The 24,668-nt window shown below is 64.6% G+C and carries 19 protein-coding genes; 3 read left to right on the top strand and 16 right to left on the bottom strand.

Features of this window, described 5'->3' with window-relative positions:
- Nucleotides 1-6: 6 nt before the first annotated feature.
- The 12 genes from CA260_RS10100 to CA260_RS10045 form a co-directional block, all read right to left on the bottom strand.
- The gene (locus CA260_RS10100) at nucleotides 7-1,422 is read right to left on the bottom strand and encodes an efflux transporter outer membrane subunit (protein WP_111982690.1); all 1,416 of its coding nucleotides are present in this window, start codon (nucleotides 1,420-1,422) and stop codon (nucleotides 7-9) included.
- Nucleotides 1,423-1,424: 2 nt separating this feature from the next.
- Nucleotides 1,425-4,610: an efflux RND transporter permease subunit gene (locus CA260_RS10095; RefSeq protein ID WP_111982688.1), complete on the bottom strand. Its 3,186-nt coding sequence runs from the start codon at nucleotides 4,608-4,610 to the stop codon at nucleotides 1,425-1,427.
- Entirely contained in the window at nucleotides 4,607-5,758 is a 1,152-nt protein-coding gene (locus tag CA260_RS10090) for an efflux RND transporter periplasmic adaptor subunit (RefSeq protein WP_202864051.1), read from the bottom strand. Before CA260_RS10090 ends, CA260_RS10095 begins: the two co-directional genes overlap by 4 nt.
- A gap of 192 nt (nucleotides 5,759-5,950) precedes the next feature.
- Nucleotides 5,951-6,889, bottom strand: coding sequence for an amino acid ABC transporter substrate-binding protein (locus CA260_RS10085; protein WP_111982684.1), 939 nt, complete (start codon nucleotides 6,887-6,889; stop codon nucleotides 5,951-5,953).
- Between the two features lie 39 nt (nucleotides 6,890-6,928).
- Nucleotides 6,929-8,257: a putrescine-ornithine antiporter gene (gene potE / locus CA260_RS10080; protein ID WP_111982682.1), complete on the bottom strand. Its 1,329-nt coding sequence runs from the start codon at nucleotides 8,255-8,257 to the stop codon at nucleotides 6,929-6,931.
- 461 nt (nucleotides 8,258-8,718) lie between these two features.
- Nucleotides 8,719-9,156: a universal stress protein gene (locus CA260_RS10075; RefSeq protein WP_111982680.1), complete on the bottom strand. Its 438-nt coding sequence runs from the start codon at nucleotides 9,154-9,156 to the stop codon at nucleotides 8,719-8,721.
- Between the two features lie 276 nt (nucleotides 9,157-9,432).
- The gene (locus tag CA260_RS10070) at nucleotides 9,433-12,516 is read right to left on the bottom strand and encodes an error-prone DNA polymerase (RefSeq protein WP_111982678.1); all 3,084 of its coding nucleotides are present in this window, start codon (nucleotides 12,514-12,516) and stop codon (nucleotides 9,433-9,435) included.
- Entirely contained in the window at nucleotides 12,513-13,925 is a 1,413-nt protein-coding gene (locus CA260_RS10065) for a Y-family DNA polymerase (protein WP_111982676.1), read from the bottom strand. The genes CA260_RS10070 and CA260_RS10065 overlap by 4 nt, the downstream gene beginning before the upstream one ends.
- Before the next feature lie 12 nt (nucleotides 13,926-13,937).
- On the bottom strand, nucleotides 13,938-14,561 hold the full coding sequence (gene imuA / locus CA260_RS10060) for a translesion DNA synthesis-associated protein ImuA (RefSeq protein ID WP_111982674.1): 624 nt from the start codon (nucleotides 14,559-14,561) through the stop codon (nucleotides 13,938-13,940).
- 7 nt (nucleotides 14,562-14,568) lie between these two features.
- Nucleotides 14,569-15,138 (bottom strand): LexA family protein, encoded by a 570-nt coding sequence (locus CA260_RS10055; RefSeq protein ID WP_238149670.1) that lies wholly within the window; start codon nucleotides 15,136-15,138, stop codon nucleotides 14,569-14,571.
- Nucleotides 15,139-15,228: 90 nt separating this feature from the next.
- Nucleotides 15,229-16,161 carry a chitosanase gene (locus tag CA260_RS10050; RefSeq protein ID WP_111982672.1) on the bottom strand — a complete coding sequence of 311 codons (933 nt, stop codon included), beginning with the start codon at nucleotides 16,159-16,161 and terminating at the stop codon, nucleotides 15,229-15,231.
- 60 nt (nucleotides 16,162-16,221) lie between these two features.
- Nucleotides 16,222-17,790: an esterase/lipase family protein gene (locus CA260_RS10045; protein WP_111983098.1), complete on the bottom strand. Its 1,569-nt coding sequence runs from the start codon at nucleotides 17,788-17,790 to the stop codon at nucleotides 16,222-16,224.
- A 162-nt stretch (nucleotides 17,791-17,952) separates the two neighbouring features.
- On the opposite strand from CA260_RS10045, the gene CA260_RS10040 reads away from it, so the two are divergent.
- Both CA260_RS10040 and CA260_RS10035 read left to right on the top strand, forming a co-directional pair.
- On the top strand, nucleotides 17,953-18,657 hold the full coding sequence (locus tag CA260_RS10040) for an aspartate/glutamate racemase family protein (protein ID WP_202864050.1): 705 nt from the start codon (nucleotides 17,953-17,955) through the stop codon (nucleotides 18,655-18,657).
- A gap of 198 nt (nucleotides 18,658-18,855) precedes the next feature.
- Complete coding sequence (locus CA260_RS10035) at nucleotides 18,856-19,881, top strand: aldo/keto reductase (RefSeq protein WP_111982670.1); 1,026 nt, start codon at nucleotides 18,856-18,858, stop codon at nucleotides 19,879-19,881.
- A gap of 84 nt (nucleotides 19,882-19,965) precedes the next feature.
- On the opposite strand, the gene pgm is transcribed toward CA260_RS10035, so the two are convergent.
- The 3 genes from pgm to CA260_RS10020 form a co-directional block, all read right to left on the bottom strand.
- On the bottom strand, nucleotides 19,966-21,618 hold the full coding sequence (pgm, locus tag CA260_RS10030) for a phosphoglucomutase (alpha-D-glucose-1,6-bisphosphate-dependent) (RefSeq protein ID WP_111982668.1): 1,653 nt from the start codon (nucleotides 21,616-21,618) through the stop codon (nucleotides 19,966-19,968).
- A 126-nt stretch (nucleotides 21,619-21,744) separates the two neighbouring features.
- Nucleotides 21,745-22,011: a DksA/TraR family C4-type zinc finger protein gene (locus CA260_RS10025; RefSeq protein WP_111982666.1), complete on the bottom strand. Its 267-nt coding sequence runs from the start codon at nucleotides 22,009-22,011 to the stop codon at nucleotides 21,745-21,747.
- A 158-nt stretch (nucleotides 22,012-22,169) separates the two neighbouring features.
- Nucleotides 22,170-23,651 (bottom strand): efflux transporter outer membrane subunit, encoded by a 1,482-nt coding sequence (locus CA260_RS10020; RefSeq protein ID WP_111983096.1) that lies wholly within the window; start codon nucleotides 23,649-23,651, stop codon nucleotides 22,170-22,172.
- 289 nt (nucleotides 23,652-23,940) lie between these two features.
- Between CA260_RS10020 and CA260_RS10015 the strand changes: the two genes are divergently transcribed.
- Nucleotides 23,941-24,357 (top strand): OsmC family protein, encoded by a 417-nt coding sequence (locus CA260_RS10015; protein ID WP_111982664.1) that lies wholly within the window; start codon nucleotides 23,941-23,943, stop codon nucleotides 24,355-24,357.
- A 90-nt stretch (nucleotides 24,358-24,447) separates the two neighbouring features.
- Here the strand turns inward: CA260_RS10015 and CA260_RS20885 are convergent, their stop codons facing one another.
- A complete protein-coding gene (locus CA260_RS20885) occupies nucleotides 24,448-24,663 on the bottom strand; it encodes a hypothetical protein (RefSeq protein ID WP_146745311.1) in 216 nt (71 codons plus the stop codon).
- Nucleotides 24,664-24,668: the final 5 nt, after the last annotated feature.

Genomic DNA, 24,668 nt, shown 5'->3' with positions numbered 1-24,668 from the left:
ATGGAGCTAATGGTTCTGCGCTTCCGCGACGGCATCCTGCCCGGTAGGCCAACCGTAGCCCAGCGCCTTGTACACGTTGATCACTTCGATCAGCCGTTGCGCCTGCAGGCCCGACTGGGTGAGCTGCGCATTGAACAGGCTACGCTCGGCGTCCAGCACTTCGAGATAGCTGGTGTAGCCACCTTCGTAAAGATCGCGCGCCAGCGACGCGTACTTGTGCAACGAGGTCACCTGGCTGTCGGTAAAGGCCAGTTGCTCCTTGGTGCGCTGCTCGCCGACCAGTGCATTGTCGACGTCCGCAAACGCACTCTGGATGGCCGACTGGTAAGCCAGCAAGGCCTGCTGCTGGCGTGCCTCGGCCTGCTTCACCGAACCGGAGATGGCGCCACCCGTGAAGATCGGCTGCGAGATGGCTGCGGCGTAGGACCAGGTTCGAGCCGGCCCTTTCCACAACGAGTCGAGGCCGGTGCTGGCTTGTCCAAACAATCCGGTGAGACTGATGGACGGGAAGTACTGCGCCTTCGCCGCACCGATCAATGCATTGGCAGATACCAGTGCCTGCTCGGCTTCGCGGATATCGGGGCGCTGGTTGAGCAGGTCCGACGGCAGGCCCGCGGGAATCGATGGCACCGCAATCTGGTCGATCGGCTTGCCGCGCGGGATCGGCCCCGGATTCTGGCCCAGCAACAACGACAGCGCATCCTCCTGCTGGGCGATCTGCTGTGCAATGGCGGCCTCGGAGGTCTTGGCGACTGCGTACTCCGACTCGGCCTGCGAAAGCTGTACCTGGGACACCACGCCTCCCTGGAAGCGTTCCTGGAACAGATGCAGCGCGTCTTCGCGTGTGGCGACCGTGGCCTGGGCTATCACCAGCCGCTGGTCGAGATCGCGCAATGTGATATAGCCGGAGGCCACGCTGGCCTCCAGCGACACCAGCGTGGCCTGCCGTGCGTATTCCGTGCCCAGCAGGTCGGCCTTGGCCGACTCGCGCAGCCGGCGCAGCTTGCCGAACAGGTCGATCTCCCACGACATCGCCGCATTCACCTGCACCTGCGAGGTTTCGTACGACGGCGTCAGCGGCGTCTGCGCGATGCGCTCACGGCCTGCGCCGGCGTTCGCACCCATCTGCGGAAACAGCGCCGAACTCGTGGTGGTGACACGCCCGCGGAATTCCTCGATGCGGGCGACGGCGATGGCCAGGTCCTTGTTCTGGGCGATGGCCTTGTTGACCAGGTCGTCCAGCACGGGGTCGTTGAATTGCGACCACCAGCTGGCGTTGAAGCTGCTGGTCGCGTTCTGGTCCGCGAAACGGTAACCCAGCGGAACATCCACGTCGGGACGATGGTAGTCCGGACCCATCAGGCAACCGGCCAGGGCGAAGCCAAGCAAGGAAGGCAGCAGCAAGCGACGAAGCGGATGCATGATCAACCCTCCTGCCCCGGCGATGCCAGCCCGTCCGCAGGCTTGGCATGCGAATCCTCCGGCGTGCCCTCCTTCTTCGCCGCCTTCCGGCCGGACATCACTTCCAGGCCCCAATAGAACATCGGTATGAAGAACACGGCGATCACCGTGGCGCCCAGCATGCCGAAGATCACACCGGTACCCAGCGAACGACGGCTCGCGGACGACGCGCCGCTGGCGATGGCCAACGGAATACAACCAAGCACGAAAGCCAGCGAGGTCATGATGATCGGGCGCAGGCGCAGCTTGGCCGCGTGCAAGGCCGCCTCATACGGTGACATGCCTTCCTTCTCGCGCATCTCCACCGCGAACTCGAAGATCAGGATCGCGTTCTTGGCCGCCAGCGCGATCAGCACGGTGAGGCCGATCTGGAAGTAGACATCGTTCTCCATGCCGCGTATCAGGATGCCGATCAGTGCACCGAACAATGCAAACGGCACGGCCATGATCACGCCCACCGGCAACGACCACTTCTCGTACTGCGCCGCCAGGATCAGGAACACCATGAGGATGGCGAAGCCGAACACCGCCGCGGCGGTCGAGCCGGCGCTCTTTTCCTCATACGCCTGGCCGCTCCACCCATAGCTGTAACCGGAACCCAGCACCTCCTGCGCCGTCTCTTCCATCGCAGTGAGCGCCTGGCCGGAGCTGTAGCCTTCGGCGGCATCACCGGTGATCTTCGCGGCCGGGAAATTGTTGAAGCGCGTGACGATGTCGGCGCCGGGCACATAGCGCGTGGTGATCATCGACTTGATGGGCACCATGTCGCCGGCCTTGTTGCGCACGTACAGGTCCATCAGGTCGTCGGGCTTCATGCGGTTGGCCGGTTCGGCCTGCAGGATCACCTGGAACAGGCGGCTGCTGCGGGGGAACTGGCTGACATACAGCGACCCGAACATGGTCTGCATGGCCGTGTAGACATCCTGCACGGCCACGCCCTGCGATTCGGCGCGTTCCCTGTCCACATCCACCAGCAGTTGGCGCGAACGGGTATTGATGGTGGTGTTGACGCCGCGCAGCTCGGGTCGCTGCCGCGCCTTGGCAAGGAACTCGCGCACCTTGCCTTCCAGTTGCTGGTAGCTCGCATTGCCCGTGCTCTGCAGCCAGAACTCGAAGCCGCCGGTGGTGCCCAGGCCCGGAATGGAAGGCGGATTGATCGGCACCACCACGCCATCGGTATAGCTTCTGAAGGCCTTGCTGCCCTCGCGTATCAGGTCGGCGGCGGTCTGGCCTTCGCCGCGATCGGCAAAGCCCTTCAAGGTGACGAACAAGGTGCCCGCGTTGGTCTTGTTCTGCGAATCGATCAGGCTGTAGCCGACCGGGGCCGCCACCGACTTCACGCCGGGCTGCTTGAGGAACCACTCCTCGGCACGCTTGGACAGCTCACCGGTGCGATCGAGACTGGCCGAATCTGGCAGCACCACGGCGCCAAACAGGTAGCCCTGGTCTTCCACCGGAAGGAACGATGTCGGGATGGATCGGAACAACCCGATCGTGATCACGATCATGCCGAGGATCAGCAGCAGCGAAGCGGTAACGCGCTTGATCGACAGCTGGACGCCACGCCCGTAACTGTTGGTCATGGCGTCGAACTTGGTGTTGAACCAGGTGAAGAAGCGGTTCTTCTTGTGGCTACCCGGCTTGAGGATGATCGCGGCGAGCGCGGGCGACAGCGTCAACGCAACAACGCCCGACAGCACTACCGAAATGGCGATCGTCACGGCGAACTGCTTGTACAGCTGCCCGGTAATGCCCGACAGGAACGCCACGGGAATGAATACCGCAAGCAGCACCAGCACGATCGCCACCACCGGTCCACTGACCTCGTCCATCGCCCGCTTGGCCGCCTCCTTCGGCGGCAGATGGAATTCGGTCATGTTTCGTTCGACGTTTTCTATCACCACGATCGCATCGTCGACCACGATGCCGATGGCGAGCACCATGCCGAACAGCGTGAGCATGTTGATGGAGAAACCGAACGCGCTCATGCCGATGAACGCACCGATGATGGACACCGGCACGGCCAGCAGCGGCACCAGGGTGGCGCGCATGCTCTGCAGGAAGATGTAGACCACCACGATGACGAGGACTACCGCTTCGAGCAGCGTATGCACCACCTCGTTGATCGACTCGTGCACGAACTCGGTCGTATCCAGCGCCACTTCGTATTCCAGCCCCGGCGGGAAACTCTTCTTGAGCTCCGCGAGCGTCTTGTTCACCTGGGTCGCCACGTCCAGCGCATTGGCGCCGGGCTGCTGGTAGACCGCCATGAGAGTGGCCGTCTTGCCGTTGTAGCGGCCACGCAGCGCGTATTCCTTGGAACCCAGCTCGGCGCGGCCGATGTCCTTGATGCGCACGAGCGCGGCCGCATCGTTGGTGCCGCCGCGGAGAATGATGTTCTCGAACTCCCTGGGCTCGGTCATCCGGCCTTTCGTGGCGATCGGAAAGGTCTGCTGCACCGGGCCGGGCGTCGGTGCCGCGCCGATGCGGCCCGCGGAAAACTGCTGGTTCTGGTTGGCAACCGCCTGCTGGACATCACCCACCGTGATGCCGAGCTTGGCCATGCGATCGGGCTTGAGCCATATGCGCATCGCGTAGTCGGCCGAACCGAAGATGGATGCCTGGTTGGCGCCGGGAATGCGCTTGATCGCGTCGAGCACGTAGACGTTGGCGTAGTTGGCAACATAGGCCGGGTCGAGCGAGTTGTCGGGCGAATAGATGGCTATCACCATCATGAACGCCGACGACCGCTTCTGCACCGATACGCCTTGCGCGGTCACCTCGCTGGGCAGGAACGGCAGCGCCAGGTTCACGCGGTTCTGCACGTCCACCTGCGCCAGCGACGGGTCCGTGCCGATCTTGAAGTACACGGTGAGCGTCATGTTGCCGGTCGATGAACTCGTGGAGTTCATGTACATCATGTTGTCGGCGCCGTTCACCTGCTGCTCGATGGGCGCGGCGACGTTCTGCGCGATGATGTCGGAACTCGCGCCTGGGTAGGTGGCCGATACCGTGATCTGCGGCGGCGCGATTTCCGGAAACTGCGCAATGGGCAGGTTCAACATCGCCACCCCACCCGCCACGGTGATGATGATGGAAATGACCGAGGCGAAGATGGGGCGGTCAATGAAGAACCGTGACATGCTCATTGGGCGCCTCCGGTGGGCGCCGCCTTGGCGGTGGTGGGCGCCGCGGCAGGCGTGTACGGATGCGGGTTCACCGGCATGTCGGGCGCCAGCTTGACCAGGTTCTCCACGATGACGCGGTCGCCCGGCCGCAATCCCGAATTGATAACCCACTCGTTACCGTTCCAGCCGCCGGTTTCCACGGCGCGCTGCTTGGCCTTGCCCTGGTCGTCGACGGTCCACACGAAGGCGCCGCGATCACCCTGCTGCACCGCTTCCTGCGGCACGGCCAAGGTGCTGGACAGGCTTGCGCCGCGCACCTTGACGCGCACGAACTGGCCCGGGCGCAACACGTCGTCCGGATTGGCGAATTCCGCACGCACCAGATACGTGCCCGTTTCGTTGTTGAGCGCCGCATCGGAGAACGAGATGCGTCCGTGCTTGCCGTACTGGCTGCCATCGGCCAGCACGATGTCGATCTCCAACCCGCCCTCCTTGGGCATCTTCAGCTGACCGGATTGCGACTGCGCACGAAACTGCAGGAACTCGTTTTCAGACAGGCTGAAGTTCACCCACATCGGGTCCAGCTTCGCCACGTAGGTGAGCAGGCTGTTGCTCGCGTCGATGTACGAGCCATCCTGCTTCTTGGCGAAACTGGAGAGCCCGTCGACGGGAGAGGTAATGGTCGTGTAGCCGAGATTGAGTTCGGCGGTGGTGACATCGGCGCGCGCCTGTTCCACTGCGGCCGCCGCGGCCTGCTGCTGGCCGGTGGCGTCATCGAGGTCTTTCTGGCTCAACGCATTCTTGGCAGCCAGCGGCTTGACGCGATTCAAGTTCGCCTGCGCCGTATCCAGCCGCGCCTTCTGCTGCCGGTACTCGGCTTGCGCCGCATCCAGCGCCGCCTTGAAGGGCTTGGCATCCATGCGGAACAAGACGTCTCCGGCATGCACCATCGCGCCCTCGTGATAGACGCGATGATCGAGGAAGCCGTTGACGCGCGCGCGGATCTCGACCTCCTGCGAGCTCTGCGTCTGTCCCACGAACTCGAACACCACCGGCACATCCGCCTTGCTGACGGTGATGATGCCCACCGGCAGTGCCGCGGCACCCTCGGGCGCCGTCTTGTCGCCCTTGCACGCCACCAGCGCGACAAGCGCCAGGATACAAACCACGCCAATACCCCGAAATCCCGTCTTCACGCTGCCCTCCCCCCAATGACGGGTCGGTTTGACAGTCACGCTCGGGGCTTGCGCTGCTTGCCGCGCGGCCAGGCGTTGCTACGCCCGGCGTCACGCCCCTTGCGCCACAAGAGGCAGGTGCGACCCTGCCCCATCCCTTTACCTGTGCAGCGCGCTCGTGGTCCGCTATTGCGGTACGGCCGTCCTGCGGAACCAGTCCTGCGCCGCTTTGTCCGGCTTGCCGAGATACTGCTCGTAGATGCCGCTGATCTTCCCCGAGCGATACAGCTCGCTCAGGGCGGTGTCGACAGCCAACCTGAAATCCGCATCGTCGCGACTCAGCGCGAGCGCCAGCGGTTCATAGTCGAAGACCCGGTTGAGCACGACGAGCTTGCCCGAGGTGTCGCGCTTGGCGAGATCGAGCAACACGTTGCGCTCGGCGACGAAGGCATCCGACTTGCCGTCCTGCAACTGCTTGAGGCCTGTGGCCAGGTCCGGCACCAGCGAGATCACGCTGTTGACGTTCAGTTCTTCGCGGCGGTTCTTGAGCAGCTGCTCCTGCAGCGAACCGGAGATCACCGAAAACGTACGCTGCTGCAAGGCGCTCAGCATGGGCGAACCGCGCCATATGGGATGCCCCGCGGTCTGGCCTGTTTCCAGCAGCTCGCGGAATGCCACCGGTGCATCCTTCCTCACCATCACGCCCGTGCCGCTGCCGAGGATCGGTATGGAAAAGCTGACGGTGACCCGATTGCTCAAGGTCGGCACGGCGGGGCCGCACAGCAGGTCGATGCGCCCATCCTTGACCGCGTTGAATCGCTCGGCCGCATCGACGGCAACGAATTGCGTCGACAGGTTCGGCAGCTTCAGCTCTTCCTGGACGGCGGTGGCCACGGCGCGGCACAGCGCGATGGCATAGCCGTCCGGCGATCCTGACGATCCCTGGTAGGTGAACGGCTGGGCTTCGTTGTAATAGCCCATCGTGATCTTGCCGTTCGCCCGGATGCGATCGAGTGTGCCCGACTGGCCTTGGGCCAACGCTGCCTGCACCGGAACAAGGCATGCAGCCAGAAGCACCCAGTGAAGCAGATGGTTTCGCATTGCGACACCCTTCATGCGTGACATGTGTTCTCTCCTGAGACCGGGGTTTCGTCCACCACGTGACTAACCGCGCACCGGTTCGGTAACCACCGGCGAGGGGAACCGCGGAGCCAGGAAACCGTAGATCAGGATCGTGAGCGCCAGGACGATGGTGCCGCCCAGCACGGCCTCCATGCCCGAGGCATAGATGGCGTAGGTGCTGTAGAGCATCGCTACCGTCGCGACGAACGTGTTGAGCTTGTACGTGTGATCTGGAACGCCTGCCCTGCGCATCATCACCATCAGGGACGAGAGTGCGATGATGTACGGGATGACGTTGGTCACCACCGCAAGGTTGACCAGCACCGCGAACTGTTCGCCCAGGCTGGGCGATGCCGTGGAAAACGCCAGCAGGGTCTGCACCACGCCCATGACGATCATGCCGATCACCGGCGCGGTCATCTTGTTGACCCTGGCGAAGAAGCGCGGGAACAGATGGTCTTCCGCCGCCGTCTTCGCCGTCTGCGCGATGGTGAACTGCCAGCCGAGCAGCGAACCGAGGCAGGCCAGGATGGCCAGCGCGCGGATCACCGAACCCACGGCGGGGCTGAACATCTGCGAGTACGCCAGCGCGAACGGACCGGTGGATTCAGCCAGCTCCTTGTTCGGCACGATGCCCTGGATCACGGTGGTGGACAGCACGTAGATCACAGCCGCACCGAGCGTGCCCAACATGCAGGCCATGGGCACGTCGCGCTTGGGGTTCTCCACCGCATCGGAGTTCTGCGCCGCCGACTCCATGCCGAGGAAGGCCCACAAGGTCAGCGCGATGCTCGAATCCATGCCCTTCATCAGGCTCATGCCCTGCGGATTCCAGGCTTCGGCAAAGGTGGAACTCTTGAACCAGAACCAGCCGATGAGCGACAAGCCCGCCACCGGCACGATCACGCCCCACACGGTAATGGCGCCGATGCGGCCGGTGATGCGTGGCCCGCCGAAGTTGGCGGCGGTGGTGATCCAGATGAGCAGGATCACGCCGATGCAGGTGGACATCGGCGAGGACGACAGCCAGGGGAAGAACGCGGCGAGGTAGCCCACCGCCGAAATCGCGATGGCGACGTTGCCGATCGCCAGCGAGAGGAAATAGAGGAAGAACGTGAGGAAGTAGCCGCCCTTGCCGTACGCATCCTCGGCGTAGGCCGCCATGCCGCCCGTTCGCTGGTTGAGCAGGCCGGCCTGTGCAAAGCCGTAAGCGATAGCCATCGACCCCAGAGCCGTCACGATCCATGAAAGGAGCGATATCGCGCCGACCTTCGCCATGTTGGCCGGAAGCATGATGATGCCGGACCCCATCATGTTGACCGCCACCAGCACGGTCAGCTGCATCATGCTCATCTTCTTCGTGCCGTCCATCAGTGCCTCCAGTGCGTGGTTCCGGAGCCTGAGCGGATGGCAACGCGAGCATGCGCAACCAGCCGACCAAACGACTGACACTCATCATCAAGAAAACCTGCATCCCCCAACTTCAACGGGTATTGCACCCGCGGCAAAGAATGGTCGCGCCCGGATCAAGGCGACGTGAATCGTTTGCGCCGAAAATACCGAAAAATTTCGGTGTTTCCCGCGTGTAACGACGAGCACTTGGAGTTGCACGAAAACCCTTGTTTAAAGGGGTTTTCACTTTAATGGCAAACATCATTCGATGTGAAATGTACTTAAGTAATCGTCGCACTAGGTTTACGCCGCCATCGACTCCGTTGACGAAAACGATGCTTTCGACGGCAATCCATTTGGACGCCCATTTGACGATTTGCGACGATCGATGCGTCGCCGAGACGCAGAGACGACAGCGAGAAGTTTCAGCCGCCGCCTGCTCAGCGGCAGATCAGCACGGGAACGTCGGTGCTCACCAACAGCTTGCTCGCCTGGCTCCCCAACCGAAGCCTGTCAAGGCCGGTTCTTCCGTGCGAACCCATCACGATGAGGTCGCACTGTTGCTTGCGGGCGGCGGCCATGATGGCCATGTAGGGGCGCAGGTCGAACTCGTAGCCGCTATGGCATTGCACGTGCGCCGCCTCGGCCCGCTGGCGCACTTCATCGAGATAGGCCGTCGCCCGGCGCGTGACCTTCATTGCGCGCTCGTCTTCCTGCAGGACGAGCATGTCCGACAGGTGCTGCACGCCCGGCGGCGGCTTGATCACGTGGAGCGCAAAGACGCTGGCACCATGGCTGACGGCGATGCTGATACCCATATCCACGGCTCGCAGGGAGAGCTCGGAGCCATCCGTAGGCAACAAGATATGCTTGAACATGTCGCTCACCGCAGGTCAGCAAGACATTCCCCGGGAATCCGCCCACCCCTCGCAGGAAAGCAGCGATCGCCACTCGGGCGTCGCCAGGCGGAAAGCCACCATCGCGATGTCGCAGAGCGTCCCGCCTCGCCCCGGCAGAACGGACGCTCATGTCTCACCGTGCGCAGGATCATGCCAGTTCATTTGCGAAGACCATGCATGCACCCCGCGTCTTCGCCAGGCTGTTTCAGGGCTGGCACACCCGACAGCGTCGTTGGCCAGGCCCGCCCACGCAACTCAATGAAAATCCCTGGAGCGGCTATCCAGATCACCCAGGAAGGAACTGAAATCGATCAGGCGATGCGCGATGAGATGGCTGACACCATCCACCTGCTCCCAACGCCCCTCCACCCCCATCAGGCGAGCCTCGAGATAGATGCGGCGCTGTCGCGCGGCCACATGGCTCCATACCACCACGTTGATCGGTCCGAATTCGTCTTCGAGCGTGATGAAGGTGACGCCGCTCGCCGTCTGCGGGCGCTGGCGCTGAGTGACGAGGCCCGCCGCACGCACGTGGCTGGCATGCGGCCGATACCGCAGCGCGCGCGAATCCACGCAGCGCACTGCCTGCAGTCGGCCGCGGATCTGGCGAACCGGATGCGGCCCGAGGCTCAAGCCGGTACGCGCATAGTCGGCCAGCGTGTTCTCCGCCTGGGTCGGCGGCGGCAACGAGACATCCTCTTCTTCAGGGCTGGCATGACCGAACAGCGGAAGCTGCGCCTCGATGCCGGCGATGGCCCAGCGGGCACGATGGCGATGGCCCGCGATGCCGCGCAAGGCGCCTGCCTCGGCCAAGGCTTCCTGGTGACGCGCATCCAGTCCGGCACGCGCGCATAGATCGGCCACATCGGCAAACGGCATGCGATCACGCACTTCCGCGAGGCGCAGCGCCACATCCTCGCGACAGCCACGCACCTGGCGAAAACCCAGGCGTATCGCATAGCCGCCGTTGGACGTTGCATCGGGCTCCAGCAGGTTGTCCCAATGGCTGGATCGCACGTCGACCGGGCGCACGTGCACGCCATGGCGCTGCGCGTCCTGCACCAGCTGCGACGGCGCGTAGAAACCCATGGGCTGCGCGTTGAGCAAGGCGCACAGGAAGGCGCCGGGGTAATGGCACTTCAGCCAGCTGCTGACGTAGGCGATCTGCGCGAAGCTGGCGGCATGGCTCTCGGGAAAACCATAGGAACCAAAACCCTTGATCTGCTCGAAGATGCGCTCGGCGAACTCGCGCGTGTAGTTCTTTTCCAGCATGCGTCCGATCAGCTTGTCGCGATGCTTTTCCAGGCCGCCGTGCCGTTTCCATGCGGCCATGGCGCGGCGCAGTTCGTCCGCTTCGCCGCCCGTGTATTCCGCGGCCACCATGGCCAGCTTCATCACCTGTTCCTGAAACAGTGGCACGCCAAGCGTGCGCTCGAACACGCCTCTCAATTCCTCGGATGGATAGGTGACCTCTTCTTCCTTGCGCTTGCGCCGCAGATACGGATGCACCATGTCGCCCTGAATGGGCCCCGGTCGCACGATCGCCACCTGGATCACCAGGTCGTAGAACTTCTCCGGCCGATGTCGCGGCAGCATGGCCATCTGCGCGCGGCTTTCGATCTGGAACACGCCGATGGTGTCGGCGTTCTGGATCATCTCGTAGGTATCTTTGTCGGTAGGGTCTGCGCCGATCTTCGCCATGCTGAGGTCGCGCCCATGGTGCGAGCGAAGGAGATCCAGGCATTTGCGCACGCAGGTCAGCATGCCCAGCGCCAGGCAATCGACCTTGAGCAGGTTCATCTTTTCCAGATCATCCTTGTCCCACTGGATGATGGTGCGGTCCGGCATGGCCGCGTTCTCCACCGGCACCAGGCGCGACAAGGGCTGGTCGAAAATGACGAAGCCGCCCACGTGTTGCGACAGATGCCGCGGAAAATCCAGCAGCTCGAAAGCAAGCCGACAGATACGCTGAATCAGCGGGTTGTCCGGGTCGAGCCCATGCTCGCGCAGGTTGTCTTCCAGCACGTTCTCGCGATCCCACCCGAACACCTTGGCAAGCAGGTCGACCTGATCCATGGGCAGCCCAAGCGCACGGGCCACGTCGCGCACGGCGCTCTTGCCGCGATAGCTGATGACGGTCGCGGCCAGCGCAGCGCGCTCACGCCCGTACTTGCGGTAGATGTACTGGATGACTTCTTCGCGGCGCTCGTGCTCGAAATCAATGTCGATGTCGGGGGCTTCATCGCGTTCGACGGAAATGAAACGCTCCAGCAGCAGCTCGTGCGTATCCGGGTTGACCTCGGTGACACCCAGCGCAAAGCAGACGGCCGAGTTCGCCGCCGAACCTCGCCCTTGGCAGAGGATGCCCTGGCTGCGCGCGAAATCCACGATGTCCTTCACGGTAAGGAAGAACGGCTCGTACTCGCGCTTCTCGATCAGCGCCAGTTCGTCGTCGATCAATTTGCGCGCCTTCGGGGTTACGCCTTGCGGCCATCGCCAGCGCACGCCTTCTTCCGTAAGGTGGCGCAACCAGCTGATGGCCGTTTGCCCTTCCGGCACCAGTTCCGCCGGATAGCGATATTTCAGCTCGGTGAGCTGGAAGGTGCAGCGCTCGGCAATGCGCACGCTTTCTTCCATCAGCGAACATGGATAGATCGCCGACAGCGTCTCGCGCCTGCGCAGGTGGCGCTCGCCATTGGGAAACAACAGCGCACCCGCTTCGGCCACCGTGCAGCGATGGCGCGTGGCCGTGAGCACGTCCTGCAGGGTGCGGCGGCGGCGCACGTGCATGTGTACGTCACCGGCCGCCACCAACGGCATGTCGAGCGACTGGCCCAGCGCTTCCAGTGATTGCAGCCGCCGCGCGTCATCAGGACCACGATGCAGCTCCACGACGATCCAGGCACGCTCACCGAACAACGAGCGCACCCATGCGCCCTCTTCCTGCCGCAGCTCCATCGCGGGCACCCACAAGGCCAGCGTGCCGGGCAGGCCGTCGGCAAAGTCCTCGCGCGTCACGCGATACGTACCCTTCTCGGCCACGCGTCGACGCCCGCGCGTGATCAGTGCGCACATCGACTCGTAGCCTTCCAGGTTTTCGCACAGCAGCACCAGCTTGGGGCCGTTCTCGATCTGGAACTCGGCGCCGACGATCAGCGCAACACCGGTTTCCTGCGATGCTTCCAGCGCGCGCACGATGCCTGCCAGCGAACACTCGTCGGTGATCGCCAGTGCGCGATAGCCGCAGTCCTTCGCTCGCTCGAACAGCTCCTGCGCACTCGACGCGCCGCGCTGGAAGGAGAAGTTCGACAGGCAATGCAGCTCGGCGTAGTCGTTCATGCGAACCACCCGTGCAGCATCCACCTGCCTTGCTCGCCCGGTGCGCCATAGATCCAGGCGTATTGGCCTTGCGCGGTGCGTGCCACGTAGTAATCGCGCCGGATCTCGCCGCCGTCCCACCAACCGGTTTCGATACGCTCCGGCCCTGCCAGCAGTTCCGGCGGAGGGCCGCGCCACGGACGTGGCTGGTCCAGCAGCCAGGCGGGGCGCGGCAGGCCTTTGCGTGGCGGCGCTTCCTTGACATAAGGCGCCGAGGTCTGCGCCAGCTCGGGGCGCGGATCCACCGTGCGCCTGAGATGCTGGATGGCCTGCTCGCCCAGGCGCGAACGCAGACGCTCGCGCAACTGATCCAGCGGCATCGCGTTCGCCGGCCGTGCATCGAACAAATCACGGCCAGCCGGCACGAAGGGAGGCAGGTCGGGCGCAAGCAACTGCATCGCCACTACGGGTTGCGGCAACTCCACGCGCTCCAGCCGGCCGCGTGCACAATCGAACAGCAGCGAGGCTTCGCGCGCCGCGGCCAGCATGCCTACGCTCACGCGCGTCGGCGGCCTATCGCGATGTTCCAGCAGCAGCTCGAAACGTTGCACGCCACCATCGCGCCCGGCGAGATAGGCAGAGAGATCACCCGTCAGTCGGCGCAGCGGGAACATCAGCGCCTCGACGTGCTCGATCTCGTGCGTCCACTCCATACGCTGGTCGAACGTGTCGGGCGGTCGGTAGCTTTCCATCGGCGAGGGTTCGTCGCCGAGCAGGCGATCGATCTGCGCCACCAGTTCGCCGCCGAAGCGGCGCTGCAGGCTGGCACGCGGCAAGGCCAGCAGCTGTGCCAGCGTGCGGATGCCCATGGATTGAAGCGATGGCGCCACGCCTTCGGGCAGGCGCGCACGCGCCACGTCGATGAACGACAAGGCGCCGCGCAGCTTCGGCGCATCCATCACCGCCATGCCGTCTTCCACGCCGGCGAGTACATAGGCGGCCTGCGGCGTCGGCGCCAGCGCGACACGATGGCGAAAACCCAGGCCGACCAGGTCTTCGCGCAGCAGCGATTCGAAACGTGGCCACGGACCGAACAGGTTGAGGCTGCGGCTGACTTCCAGCACCACCGCGTGCGGCAGCAACCCCACGTCGCCGCTATAGCGATACGCCCAGGCCGCGAGCAATCGATGCCAATGCGATTCGTCGCCGGTGCTGTATTCCACCATGGCGAAGGACGGCAGCAACGCCTGCGCCGCGGTCAGCCGCTGCCCGCGATAGATGCCCACCGCACGCGCGGCGGCATTGGCCGCGTGCACGATGCGACCCTGCGCCGGGCCGCTTACCAGCACCAATGGCTCGTCCGATGGCGGACGACGGCGGAGGACGCCGTCCAGCGCCAGTTGCGGCAGCAAAATGCAGGCCCATAGCATGACGAGGCCTCGTCACGACCAGCCGGCGGCCAGCGCGATCGCCTGCGCAGGCGGATTGCCGCCACGGCATTTGCGCACGTGCACGCGCGGCGATGGATCGCTTTCCAGCTCCAGTCGCAGGGCGGCGGGTGACGCGTGCGCCACATGGCGGCGATCGCGAAACACGAAGGCCAGCGCCTTGCCCGTGTCGGCCGCCACCTGCAGGCGGCGCAGCGCGCGATCATCCGCGTGCATCGGCCACGCCAGCACGGCGGCGCAACTGCCCGAACGCAGGCATTGCTCGGCAGCCCACAGCACGTCGCGATCGGCCGCCTGCACGATATCCACCTGCGCCATCACCACGCCGCGCGCCTCCCATCCGGCGACACAGGGCACATAAGGCGGCGCGATCACCATCACGTGTCGCTGTGCCTGCGTCATGCGCGCCAGCGTGGGCAGCACCAGTTGCAGCTCGCCGACGCCATCGGCGGGCAAGAGGATTTCGGTCATCGCATGCTCGGGCCAGCCGCCGGTAGGCAGGGCTGCATCCAGCATCGGCCAGCCGGTCGGTTCGCTGCTGCCCGGCAAGGGCGCCGCACGGCCATGCCAGACCTGGCGACTGTGGAACAGCGAATCGAGCGCGACGACCTGGCCCATGGCCGCCTCAACGCAGCGTGCGCAGGCAGCGCGTGACCACGCCCCAGATGCTCAGCGTCTCTCCTTCGCGGAACACGATGGGCTTGAAGTGCGCGTTCTCGGGCAATAGCGCGACATGACCATCCACCTTGCCCAGCCGCTTGATGGTCAGTTCGTTGTTGACCGCAGCCACCACGATGTCGCCCTGGCGCGGCGCCAGGGCGCGATCCACCAGCACTTCGTCGCCATCGAAGATGCCCGCGCCGATCATCGACCAGCCCGACACGCGGATGATGAAGGTGCTGGGTTCATGCCCCGGCAGCACCAGGTGTTCGTTGAGGTCGACGACCTCGTCGACGTCGTCTTCCGCCAGCGAGGGCACGCCGGCGGGCACGCGGCTGAGGAAGGCGGTCAGCGCCACCGTCGAGGGCATCAGCGATACCGGTCGCGGCGCATCCAGGGAGGCCGGTTCGCGATAGGCATCCAGATAGGCCAGCACCGCCGGCACCTGGCTTTCAGGCACACGGATGCGCTGACTGGGCTCACCGGCCGGGCGACCGGCGCCGGGGCGGCGTCCACCATGTTCGGCAGGAGGCATAGGGTTGTCTTGATTACTGGGCCGGTAATCAAGATAGCACGGCGCCGCTCTCACCGCTTGAGATACGGTGCCCTGCCCCGATCGCCGGGATCAGGTCACCAGCTTCGCGATCAGGGTCGTGTCGGCGACCCCCGTCGCGGGCAACTGGTTCCTGGCCTGGTACGCCTTGATGCCATCCGCCGTACCCCGCCCGAAGATGCCATCCGCCTTGATGTCGGGCTGGTCGCGCGACAGATTGAGCTGGACCAGCCGCACGTCCATGCCCCGCACCAAGGGCGTGGCGAGGCTGAGCGAGCGGCTTCCCGACACGGGCCCGTCGAAGCAACCGGTCGGCGTGGCATTCATCGTGGCCACGGATATCTCGGAGCCACGCACGACCAGGGGAAGCTCCAGCCCCCACTGGCCCAGCTCGATCAGCCGCTTCAACGCATCCATGCGGTAGACCGTGGGTCGAAGCGACGCATTGGCGTTGTTGGCCAGCCAGGCGCGGCGCGTGTCGACGTAGGCGGAAATCCAGGCCTTCTCTCCCAGCGCCTGGATATCGCCAGCCTGCTGCGTCGTGCTGTCGCGAAGCCTGGGCCAGGAGCCGTGCACCGTGCTGTCGTAGACCACGGCCATGCCTAGCGGCAAGGTGATGCCCAGCTTGGTGGCGGCACGTTGTGCCGGCGCCCAGTACACATCATCGAAGAACTGGTCCTGCGTATCGCGCATGACCGGATCGTCCGCCGTCGCCCGCAGCAGGTTGTGCAGGTACTTGTCGTCGTCCAGGCCAAGGTCGCAATTCACCAACGGCTGGATATAGGGGTTCAACGCCGCCGAGAAGCGGGCCGCCGCATTGGCGCAATAGCGCTGCACCAGCGTGGCGAGGTTGCCCGAACTCAACGTGGTCTGCGAACGTCCGAACGTCAAATGCCCGGTGTCCCCCGCAGCAAGAGTGACGTTGCTGTAGTCGCCGCGCACCGAGCCGGTTTCGAAGAGGTTGACGATGGCTTCGGCGGCGCATTTCTGGGTGGCAGTGATCATGTTTCCCTCCGTCAGGTTCCGCCCTGAAAAGCCATCCGGCTGGATGGACGATGCGGCTACTCAGGCATTCCAGGCGCTGATGTCGAAGACCAGGGTCCCGCTGATGCCCGGCGCACTGGCGCTGGCGAAAGCCACGGTCAACTTCGCGCTGTCGCCCGAGAATGGAATGGGGTGGTAACCATTGAGCGTCGGCGCGGCCGCCTCGCTCTGCCAGCGGTAGCGCACTTTCCAGCCGTCGCCGCCAGCGGGCGGCAGGATTTCCACGATCAAGGTGTCGCGGAACAGGTAGGCGCCTTCGTAGTGCTGGTCGAACCACAGGATCTGGTCGACCTTGTAGTCGGGCACCCGCACGCCAAGCGTCAGGCTGTAGGAAAGCGACGGGTCCTGCGGATTGACGCGTGATATGTCCGCCAGGAACACGCTCGAGAGATAGACCCTTCGCCGTGCACTGGTCGCCGGATCGGTCAGTTCGTCATGGCTGCGGCAAGCCACGGAGTCCTCTTCCGAGGTCCGGCGCGTCAGGAACCAGGGCTTGCCGCGCGGCGACGCCAGTACTTCGAACTGGTAGAGCGCATCGACCTTCCTGTCCTTGATCGCCGGCGGAAGCGTGACGCTGCCCACGTCGACGGAAATATCGATGCGGACATCGCCGAACAGGAAACGCGTGAGGTTCTGGTAGGCCTCTTCGCTGTTGACGATGCCGAAGTAGCCCGAATGGGAGCGATACGCATAGGCCGTGGCGACCGGCACCTCGTTGCCGGTGCTGTCGATGCTGCACAACGCGGCATTCTCGATGCGCACGAGCCCGTCGCTGCCGTGGCCGGAAAAGGTGCGCGAAAGACCCTGCGCCACTTCGTAATCGCTGCGATTGGAGCCGATCATGCAGAAGCAGCGACGGATGTCGAGATCCTTGCCGGCACGCAGGTAATCCGACCTGCCCTTGCTGCACAGGTTGGCGTCGTAGCCGAACAGGCCCGCGAGATAGTCGCGGTTGAAGTTGCTCATGTCGAAAAGGCTCAGCCACTTCGGCACATTGACGCCCGCCATGTCGATGCCGTTGTGCGGCGTGGCGTAGGTAAAGAACTTGTCCACCGCAGCCCGCGCGACGGGATCGCCAAGCGCCGGGTTCTGCAGGAAGGCACGGCAGATCAGGCCGCCCATCGAATGGGCCACCAGGTAGCAGCGAAAACCATCGGGCGACATGCAGTTCGTGGCGTTGCCGCACACGTGGTCGCGGACCTGCAGGATCAGGTCGGACAGGCCCTTGGCAAAACGCTCGATCGACGCATCCTGCTGCCCGCCCATCAAGGGCGCCGTATCGTCGTAGTAGCGATAGATGATGATGGACTGCGGCGACAGCAATCCCTGGAAGCCCGGGTCGGGAAGGTCCAGCCCGTTGTCGTAGATGTTGCTGTATCCGAAATCCTTCATCAGCCGCACGACGGGGGATTCGAACACGAAGCGCTGGGCGGGCTTGTTGCGGTCCGACACCGCACGGTAGACGGTGGACCCGACGTTGAAACCGCAGAAAGGATCGGCAGCCGTCTCGTCCTTTTCGCTGCCGGTCATGGCATAGCCACGAACGTAGATGATGGGATAGCGCGCCTTGACCTTCGTTCCATCCGTCATGATCCACCTCCCGGTGGCCAGGCTGGTCGCGCGCGGCATTCGCAGGCGCGACAACAGTGGACGATTCAACGCCGGTCGGTGCTCCCTCTCAATACGACGGAAGCCATAAATGCTGGATATGCTGGTATGCCTATGCGAAAGACGCCGACACGAGAGACGCGAATGGACATTCCGATGAAAGTGATCGGCCTACTGGGAGGCATGAGCTGGGAAAGTTCCGCCGAGTACTACCGCATCATCAACGAACGGGTTCGCGCGCGGCTGGGCGGCCTGCACTCCGCGCGTTGCCTGATGTGGTCGTTCGATTTCGCGCAGATCGAAGCCTTGCAGCACGCCGGCGACTGGGCGGCCGCCACCGAGCGCATGATCGAGGCTGCCCGCCGGCTCGAACGCGGCGGGGCCGATTTCATGGCGATCTGCACCAACACGATGCACCGGATGGCCGACGAGATCCAGTCGGCCATCGATCTGCCTCTGCTGCACATCGTCGACCCCACCGCGCAGCGCATCAAGGCCGCCGGCCACCGGCGCGTCGGCCTGCTCGGCACCGCATTCACCATGGAACAGGCGTTCTACAAGGGGCGACTGCAGCAGGTGCACGATCTGGAGGTGCTGGTGCCCGGCGACGAAGACCGCCGCGCCATCCATCGCATCATCTACCAGGAACTCGTACTGGGTCGCGTCGAACCCGCATCGCGCCAGGTCTTCCGTGCCGCCATGCAGGATCTCACCCAGCGCGGTGCGGAGGCGATTATCCTGGGCTGCACCGAGATCATGCTGCTGGTGAGCGATGAGGATTCGCCGCTTCCCCTGTTCGACACCACCACCATCCATGCCGAGGCCATTGCCGACATGGCGATGGCCTGACGCCATCCACACCGACATGACGCGCGCTGGCGATAATCGGCGGGCGGCTCGCACCTGCAGCCTATTTCCAAAGCATGACGGCCTGGCACGAACCGACGCGTGGCAACGAGATGAAGAAAAATTCATCTGCGCCCACGCGTCCTTGGATTGTCCCTGCCTGTCCCCATCGACAAGACTCCACTCCCAAGAGGTCATCCCATGGAATTTCGTCAACTCGGCGCATCGGGCTTCAGGGTCCCGGTGCTGAGCTTCGGTACCGGCACGTTCGGCGGCAAGGGGGAATTCTTTGGCGCCTGGGGCAGCACGGATGTGGCGGAAGCCAAGCGCCTGGTGGACATCTGCCTTGATGCCGGGCTCAACATGTTCGACAGCGCCGACATCTACTCCGACGGCGCCGCCGAATCCGTGCTGGGCGGCGCCATCAAGGGCCGTCGCGATCGCGTACTGATTTCCACCAAGGCGACGTTCCGCTCGGGCGACGATCCGAACGATGTCGGCTCCTCGCGCTATCACCTGCTCAAGGCCTGCGATGCGGCGCTCACGCGCCTGGGCACCGATTACATCGACCTGTTCCAGCTGCATGGTTTCGACGCGATGACGCCCGTGGAGGAAACCCTCTCGACGCTGGACGACCTGGTACGCGCCGGCAAGATCCGCTACGTGGGCGTGTCCAACTTCTCCGGCTGGCATTTGATGAAGTCGCTCGCCGCCGCCGATCGCCATGGTTATCCGCGCTACGTCGCCAACCAGACCTATTACTCGCTGATCGGCCGCGACTACGAGTGGGAGCTGATGCCGCTGGGCCTGGACCAGGGCGTGGGCGCCGTGGTGTGGAGCCCGCTCGGCTGGGGTCGCCTTACCGGCAAGCTTCGCCGCGGCGCCGCCCTGCCCGCCGTCAGTCGCCTGCACAAGACGGGCGATGTCGGCCCGCAGGTCGACGACGAGTACCTGTATCGCGTGGTCGATGCATTGGATGAAGTGGCAGCCGAAACAGGCAAGAGCGTGCCGCAGATCGCCCTGAACTGGCTGCTGCAGCGTCCCACGGTGTCGACCGTGGTGATCGGTGCACGCAACGAGGAACAGCTGAAGCAGAACCTCGGCGCCGTCGGCTGGAATCTAACTAAGGAACAGGTGGCCAAGCTCGATGCCGCAAGCGAATTGAACCCGGCCTACCCGTACTGGCACCAGCGCGGCTTCGCGGAGCGCAATCCGCCGCCGATCTGAAGCTGCCGTGGAAATCCGCTCGCCATTCCCGTGGGAACAAGGCGAGCGGAACTGCATGCAGCAAACGGGAAAACGCCGACCGTATCAGGCGGCGTTCAATGCGCCATCCACCATGGCCTGCGCTTCCTGCAGCAGCTGCTCCAGGTGCGCCTCGTCCTTGAAGCTCTCGGCGTAGATCTTGTAGATGTCTTCGGTGCCCGAAGGGCGCGCGGCGAACCAGCCGTTGGCCGAGGTCACCTTGATGCCACCGATCGAAGCGCCGTTGGCTGGTGCGCGATCGAGCACGCTCTCGATCTTCTCGCCCGCCAGGCTCGTGCTCTTTACCTGATCCGGAGAAAGCCTGGACAGCCGCGCCTTCTGCTCGACATTGGCCGGCGCATCCACGCGCTGCGACAGTGGCCGCCCCAGCTCCGCGGTCATCTGCGTGTAGAGCTCGCCCGGATCGCGGTCTGTGCGCGCCGCGATTTCGGCGGACATCAGCGCAGCAGCAATGCCGTCCTTGTCGGTGCTCCATACCGAACCATCGCGGCGCAGGAAGGACGCACCGGCGCTTTCTTCGCCGCCAAAGCCGAGCGAGCCATCGAACAAGCCGTCGACGAACCACTTGAAGCCAACCGGCACCTCGTAGAGACGACGGCCAAGACGCTTGGCCACGCGATCGATCAGCGCCGTGCTCACCAGGGTCTTGCCCACGGCCGCATCGCCACGCCATTCCGGTCGGTGGCGGAACAGGTAGTCGATCAGCACGGACAGATAGTGATTGGGCAGCAGCAGGCCGCTGCTGCGCGTGACGATGCCGTGGCGATCGTGGTCGGTGTCGCAGGCGAACGCCACGTCGTAACTGTCCTTCAGCTCGATCAGGCGTTGCATGGCGTACGAGGACGAAGGATCCATGCGGATCTTGCCGTCCCAGTCCACGCTCATGAAGCGGAACGTCAGGTCGACCGCGTCACTGACCACGGTGAGGTCGATGCCGTAACGTTCGGCAATCGGACCCCAATAGTGCACGCCCGAACCGCCGAGCGGATCGACACCCAGGTGCACGCCGCTGCCGCGGATCGCATCGAAGTCGATCACGTTGCCGAGGTCGGCGACGTACGCGGCGATGAAGTCGTGCTGGTGCGTGGTCGATGCATGCATCGCCTGGTTGAACGGCATGCGGCGCACTTCGCGCAGGCCGCCTTCGATCAGGGCGTTCGCCCGCTTCTGCATCCAGCCGGTGACGTCCGTATCCGCCGGGCCGCCATTGGGCGGGTTGTACTTGAAGCCGCCACCGTCAGGCGGGTTGTGCGAAGGCGTGACCACGATGCCGTCGGCCAGCCCATGCGTGCGGCCGCGGTTGTAGGTGAGGATGGCGTGCGAGATCGCCGGCGTCGGCGTGTATTCGCCGCCTGCGGCGATCATGGTCTGCACGCCGTTGGCCGCGAGCACTTCGAGCGCACTCTCGAACGCGGGCTGCGACAGCGCATGCGTATCGATGCCGATATACAACGGACCGTCGATGCCTTTTTCCTTGCGGTACTCGCAGATCGCCTGGGTGATTGCCAACACGTGCCATTCGTTGAAGCTGCGGTCGAACGAGGTGCCGCGATGGCCCGACGTACCGAACGCGACGCGCTGCGACGGCACCGCGGGGTCGGGGCGAAGATCGGCATACGCATCGCGCAGGCGCTCGACGTCCACCAGCAATGTGTCCGGGGCCCGCTTGCCGGCCAGCGGGCTCAGGCGCCCGCTCATGGCTGCGCTCCAGGGATGATCGAAGCAAGGGGGAGCCTGGCGCGGAACGGCATGGTCATGTGATCGAACACTCTTGAGTGCGAGTAAGTCCTGTATTGACCAACGCCGCACGCGCCAGTGTCAAGCTCAGCGCAGTTGGCTGTCCTTGCTGCCACGACGGTTGTAACCGCTGTAAGCGGCCTCGTCACGGTCGTGCGCTTCCTGGCAGGCCACGCACAGGCGCACACCGGGCACAGCCACGCGGCGAGCTTCCGGAATCACCGCATCGCATTCCTCGCAGCGCGTGAGCCCGGGGCCTTTCTGCAGGCGACTGCGGGCACGCTTCACCGCGTCTTCCACGGTCGCGTCGATCTGGTCCTGTACGGCGCCGTCGCCGGCCCAGCCTGTAGCCATAGGATCGCCTCCCAACATGCAGTGGCGATGCGCCTGCCACGGCGCAACGAAGCCATGCGGAGAATTCCGGCATGGCGGCACCACTCCAATATAGGGATGCCGCGCCTGCTTTTCACGCGCGGCGCCCGCGTGCGTTCAGCGAGCGCCCCGCGCATGGCTTACCGCGCGGCGGATGCCTGCGGGGCCTTGCTGGCGTCGATGTCGGCCACTTCCGCCGTACCGTCGAAACCGCCGCCCAGCGCCTCGATGAGACGAACGGAAATATCGATCTGCTCGCTTTCCAGCGCGGCCAGGCGCTGCTGCGCCGTCAACAGCTGCTGGCGGCTCGTGAGCGGCGTGAGCGGGCCCTTGAGGCCGCCCTTGTACGCAGTCATCGCGTCGTCCCAGCTCTTCTGCGCATCGTCCACCGCGCGCTTTTCCAGCACGATCTGCTGGCGCACGGAAGCAAGCGCGGAAACCTCATCGGCAACATCGTTCAACGCACTTACGACCAGTCCGTTGTAGCGCGCCACCATCGCGTCGTACGCCGCATCCGCCACGGCAAGACGCGCACGGCGATGACCCCCATCGAAAATGGGCAGGCTCAGCGCCGGACCAAACGCATACTGGCGCGCCGGCAACTGCAGCACGTTGGTGCTGCCGCCGACGGCGATGAATCCCGCCATGGCGCTCAGGCTGATGTTGGGCAGGAATTCGGCTTTCGCCGCCTTGATGTCCTTGTTCGCCGCCTCGATCTCCCAGCGCGCGGCCACCAGGTCGGCGCGACGCCCGATCAGGTCCACCGGCAACTTGTCGGGCAGCACTGCGGGGCCGCGATCGAGCATGTGCGGACGCTCGATGGCAAGGCCGCGGTCCGGCCCCTGCCCCAGCAGCACCGAGAGGCTGCTGCGAGCCGCGTCGATGGCGCGCTCGGCAGCCACCTTCTGCTGCTCGGCGCTGGCCTGCTGCGAATCGGCCAGGTGTTCCTGTTGCGGCGTTTCCAGTCCGCCGGCGACCAGCTTGCGCGTGACATCGAGCGATTGGCTGGCGCGCTGAAGTTCGGCTTCGGCCACGTCCTGCTGCGCGAACGCATAACCCAGCCGCACGTAAGCGCGAGCCACGTTCACCGACAACTCGATGCGGGCGGCATACGCGTCGATCTGCGCGGCACGGCTATGGCCAAGCGCGCCTTCCCATTCCGCCCGCTTGCCGCCCCAGAGATCGATGTCCCACGAGAACTCGCCCATGATGGACTTGCTCCACGCGAAGGTACCCAGCACATACGGCGGATAGATCGGGTTCTTCTTGGAGAGGTAGGCACCGGTGATCGAGGCGTCGAGCTTCGCCTGCGGCATGCGCCCGGCATTGACGTTGTCCGCGACGGCCTGCGCCTGCCGTGCACGCGCCTGTGCCTGCTCGAGGCTGGGGTTGGACTTGAGCGCCTCTTCGATCAGCGAAGAGAGCTGCGGATCGCCATACGCGACCCACCAGTCCTGCGATGGCCACGCCGTGGGGCTGAGCTGCACGTCGGCCAGGCTGCGTTCGGAGGCCAGCGAGCCTGGGTCGGTCATGGTGCCCGTGGTGTGCAGGCCGCGGCTGGTGGCGCAGCCCGTGATGACGAGACAGAACGCGATGGCGGCTGGAAGTGCGAAGAAACGCATGGCGAGGATCATCCGGAAGCAGGTGGGCGCCGCGAGGCGCCTGGTACGGCGCGAGGAACGGCTGTGTGCGGGCAACCCGGGCCGGCATGGATCAGGCCGGCGGCGCCATATGCACATGCAGCAAATTATATCGCTGCCACAGCGGCGTCGCATCGCAAACTGAGCCCAGGGCACGCAAAAACCGCTACTACCATGGTCCAATGGCGCGAGATGGACGCACGCGCTTCGGCGCACGGGTCCATACCTTGCGATCTTCCAGCCATCGCCATCACTTCGGGAGCTTCAAGCCATGCCACGCGTTTCATCCGCCACGATCGTGTCCACCGACAGCAACTATCTCCATCACATCCACGCCGGCCATTACGCGATGGACACGGATGAGCCGCTCAAGCTGGGCGGCCAGGGCGCCGCGCCTGCACCGTTCGACTATTACCTGGCGTCGCTCGCGGCATGCACGGCGATCACGCTGCGCATGTATGCGCAACGCAAAGGGTGGGATCTCGGCGAGTTTCGCGCCGAGCTCGAGATGCAGCGGGACGACGACGGCAAGCTGCACGTGCATCGCACGCTGCACGCCACAGGTCCGCTCACCGATGAACAATGGCAGCGGTTGCTCGAGATCGTTGCCAATACGCCCGTCACCAAAGCCATGCGTGAAGGCGTCGACATCACCAGCGCGCGAGCCGGCGCCGATGCAACGAATTGATTCCCGGGCCCTGGCAATGTGATCGACTGCACAAGCACAACCATGCACGGTGCCTTGGCACATGGCGCCACGCTTACTTTCACCGTAACGTCACCCGTCGCCATGGCAAAGTTCGGCATGGAAAATGGCCTGCGTCGCCCTGACGATCGCAAGATGTAGCGGAACCCGCTTTTTGGCATCATGCGCGACCGGTTGCCCACGGTCGTGCGAAGGGCAGCGCTCCAATGCAAGACCGGCTTCGACGTCTTTCGTCTTGCCGGCCGCGAAGCCGGCGATCCATGAGAACCGGCGAATGGCGGTAGACATGGGGA

This window comes from Dyella jiangningensis (genome assembly GCF_003264855.1).
GTDB lineage: Bacteria > Pseudomonadota > Gammaproteobacteria > Xanthomonadales > Rhodanobacteraceae > Dyella > Dyella jiangningensis_C.
The sequence above is the reverse complement of the archived record's forward strand: the minus strand, read 5'-3'. Positions and strand labels throughout refer to the sequence as shown.

What these genes read in the sequence shown, in the direction of transcription:
- CA260_RS10065 (WP_111982676.1), bottom strand. Translation starts at nt 13,925, where the DNA reads ATGCTATGGGCCTGCATTTTGCTGCCGCAACTGGCGCTGGACGGCGTC.
- CA260_RS10055 (WP_238149670.1), bottom strand. Translation starts at nt 15,138, where the DNA reads ATGCCTCCTGCCGAACATGGTGGACGCCGCCCCGGCGCCGGTCGCCCG.
- CA260_RS10095 (WP_111982688.1), bottom strand. Translation starts at nt 4,610, where the DNA reads ATGAGCATGTCACGGTTCTTCATTGACCGCCCCATCTTCGCCTCGGTC.
- CA260_RS10100 (WP_111982690.1), bottom strand. Translation starts at nt 1,422, where the DNA reads ATGCATCCGCTTCGTCGCTTGCTGCTGCCTTCCTTGCTTGGCTTCGCC.
- potE (WP_111982682.1), bottom strand. Translation starts at nt 8,257, where the DNA reads ATGGACGGCACGAAGAAGATGAGCATGATGCAGCTGACCGTGCTGGTG.
- imuA (WP_111982674.1), bottom strand. Translation starts at nt 14,561, where the DNA reads ATGGGCCAGGTCGTCGCGCTCGATTCGCTGTTCCACAGTCGCCAGGTC.
- CA260_RS10075 (WP_111982680.1), bottom strand. Translation starts at nt 9,156, where the DNA reads ATGTTCAAGCATATCTTGTTGCCTACGGATGGCTCCGAGCTCTCCCTG.
- CA260_RS10015 (WP_111982664.1), top strand. Translation starts at nt 23,941, where the DNA reads ATGCCACGCGTTTCATCCGCCACGATCGTGTCCACCGACAGCAACTAT.
- CA260_RS10040 (WP_202864050.1), top strand. Translation starts at nt 17,953, where the DNA reads ATGGACATTCCGATGAAAGTGATCGGCCTACTGGGAGGCATGAGCTGG.
- CA260_RS10025 (WP_111982666.1), bottom strand. Translation starts at nt 22,011, where the DNA reads ATGGCTACAGGCTGGGCCGGCGACGGCGCCGTACAGGACCAGATCGAC.
- CA260_RS10085 (WP_111982684.1), bottom strand. Translation starts at nt 6,889, where the DNA reads ATGTCACGCATGAAGGGTGTCGCAATGCGAAACCATCTGCTTCACTGG.
- CA260_RS10020 (WP_111983096.1), bottom strand. Translation starts at nt 23,651, where the DNA reads ATGCGTTTCTTCGCACTTCCAGCCGCCATCGCGTTCTGTCTCGTCATC.
- CA260_RS10050 (WP_111982672.1), bottom strand. Translation starts at nt 16,161, where the DNA reads ATGATCACTGCCACCCAGAAATGCGCCGCCGAAGCCATCGTCAACCTC.
- CA260_RS10045 (WP_111983098.1), bottom strand. Translation starts at nt 17,790, where the DNA reads ATGACGGATGGAACGAAGGTCAAGGCGCGCTATCCCATCATCTACGTT.
- CA260_RS20885 (WP_146745311.1), bottom strand. Translation starts at nt 24,663, where the DNA reads ATGTCTACCGCCATTCGCCGGTTCTCATGGATCGCCGGCTTCGCGGCC.
- pgm (WP_111982668.1), bottom strand. Translation starts at nt 21,618, where the DNA reads ATGAGCGGGCGCCTGAGCCCGCTGGCCGGCAAGCGGGCCCCGGACACA.
- CA260_RS10070 (WP_111982678.1), bottom strand. Translation starts at nt 12,516, where the DNA reads ATGAACGACTACGCCGAGCTGCATTGCCTGTCGAACTTCTCCTTCCAG.
- CA260_RS10035 (WP_111982670.1), top strand. Translation starts at nt 18,856, where the DNA reads ATGGAATTTCGTCAACTCGGCGCATCGGGCTTCAGGGTCCCGGTGCTG.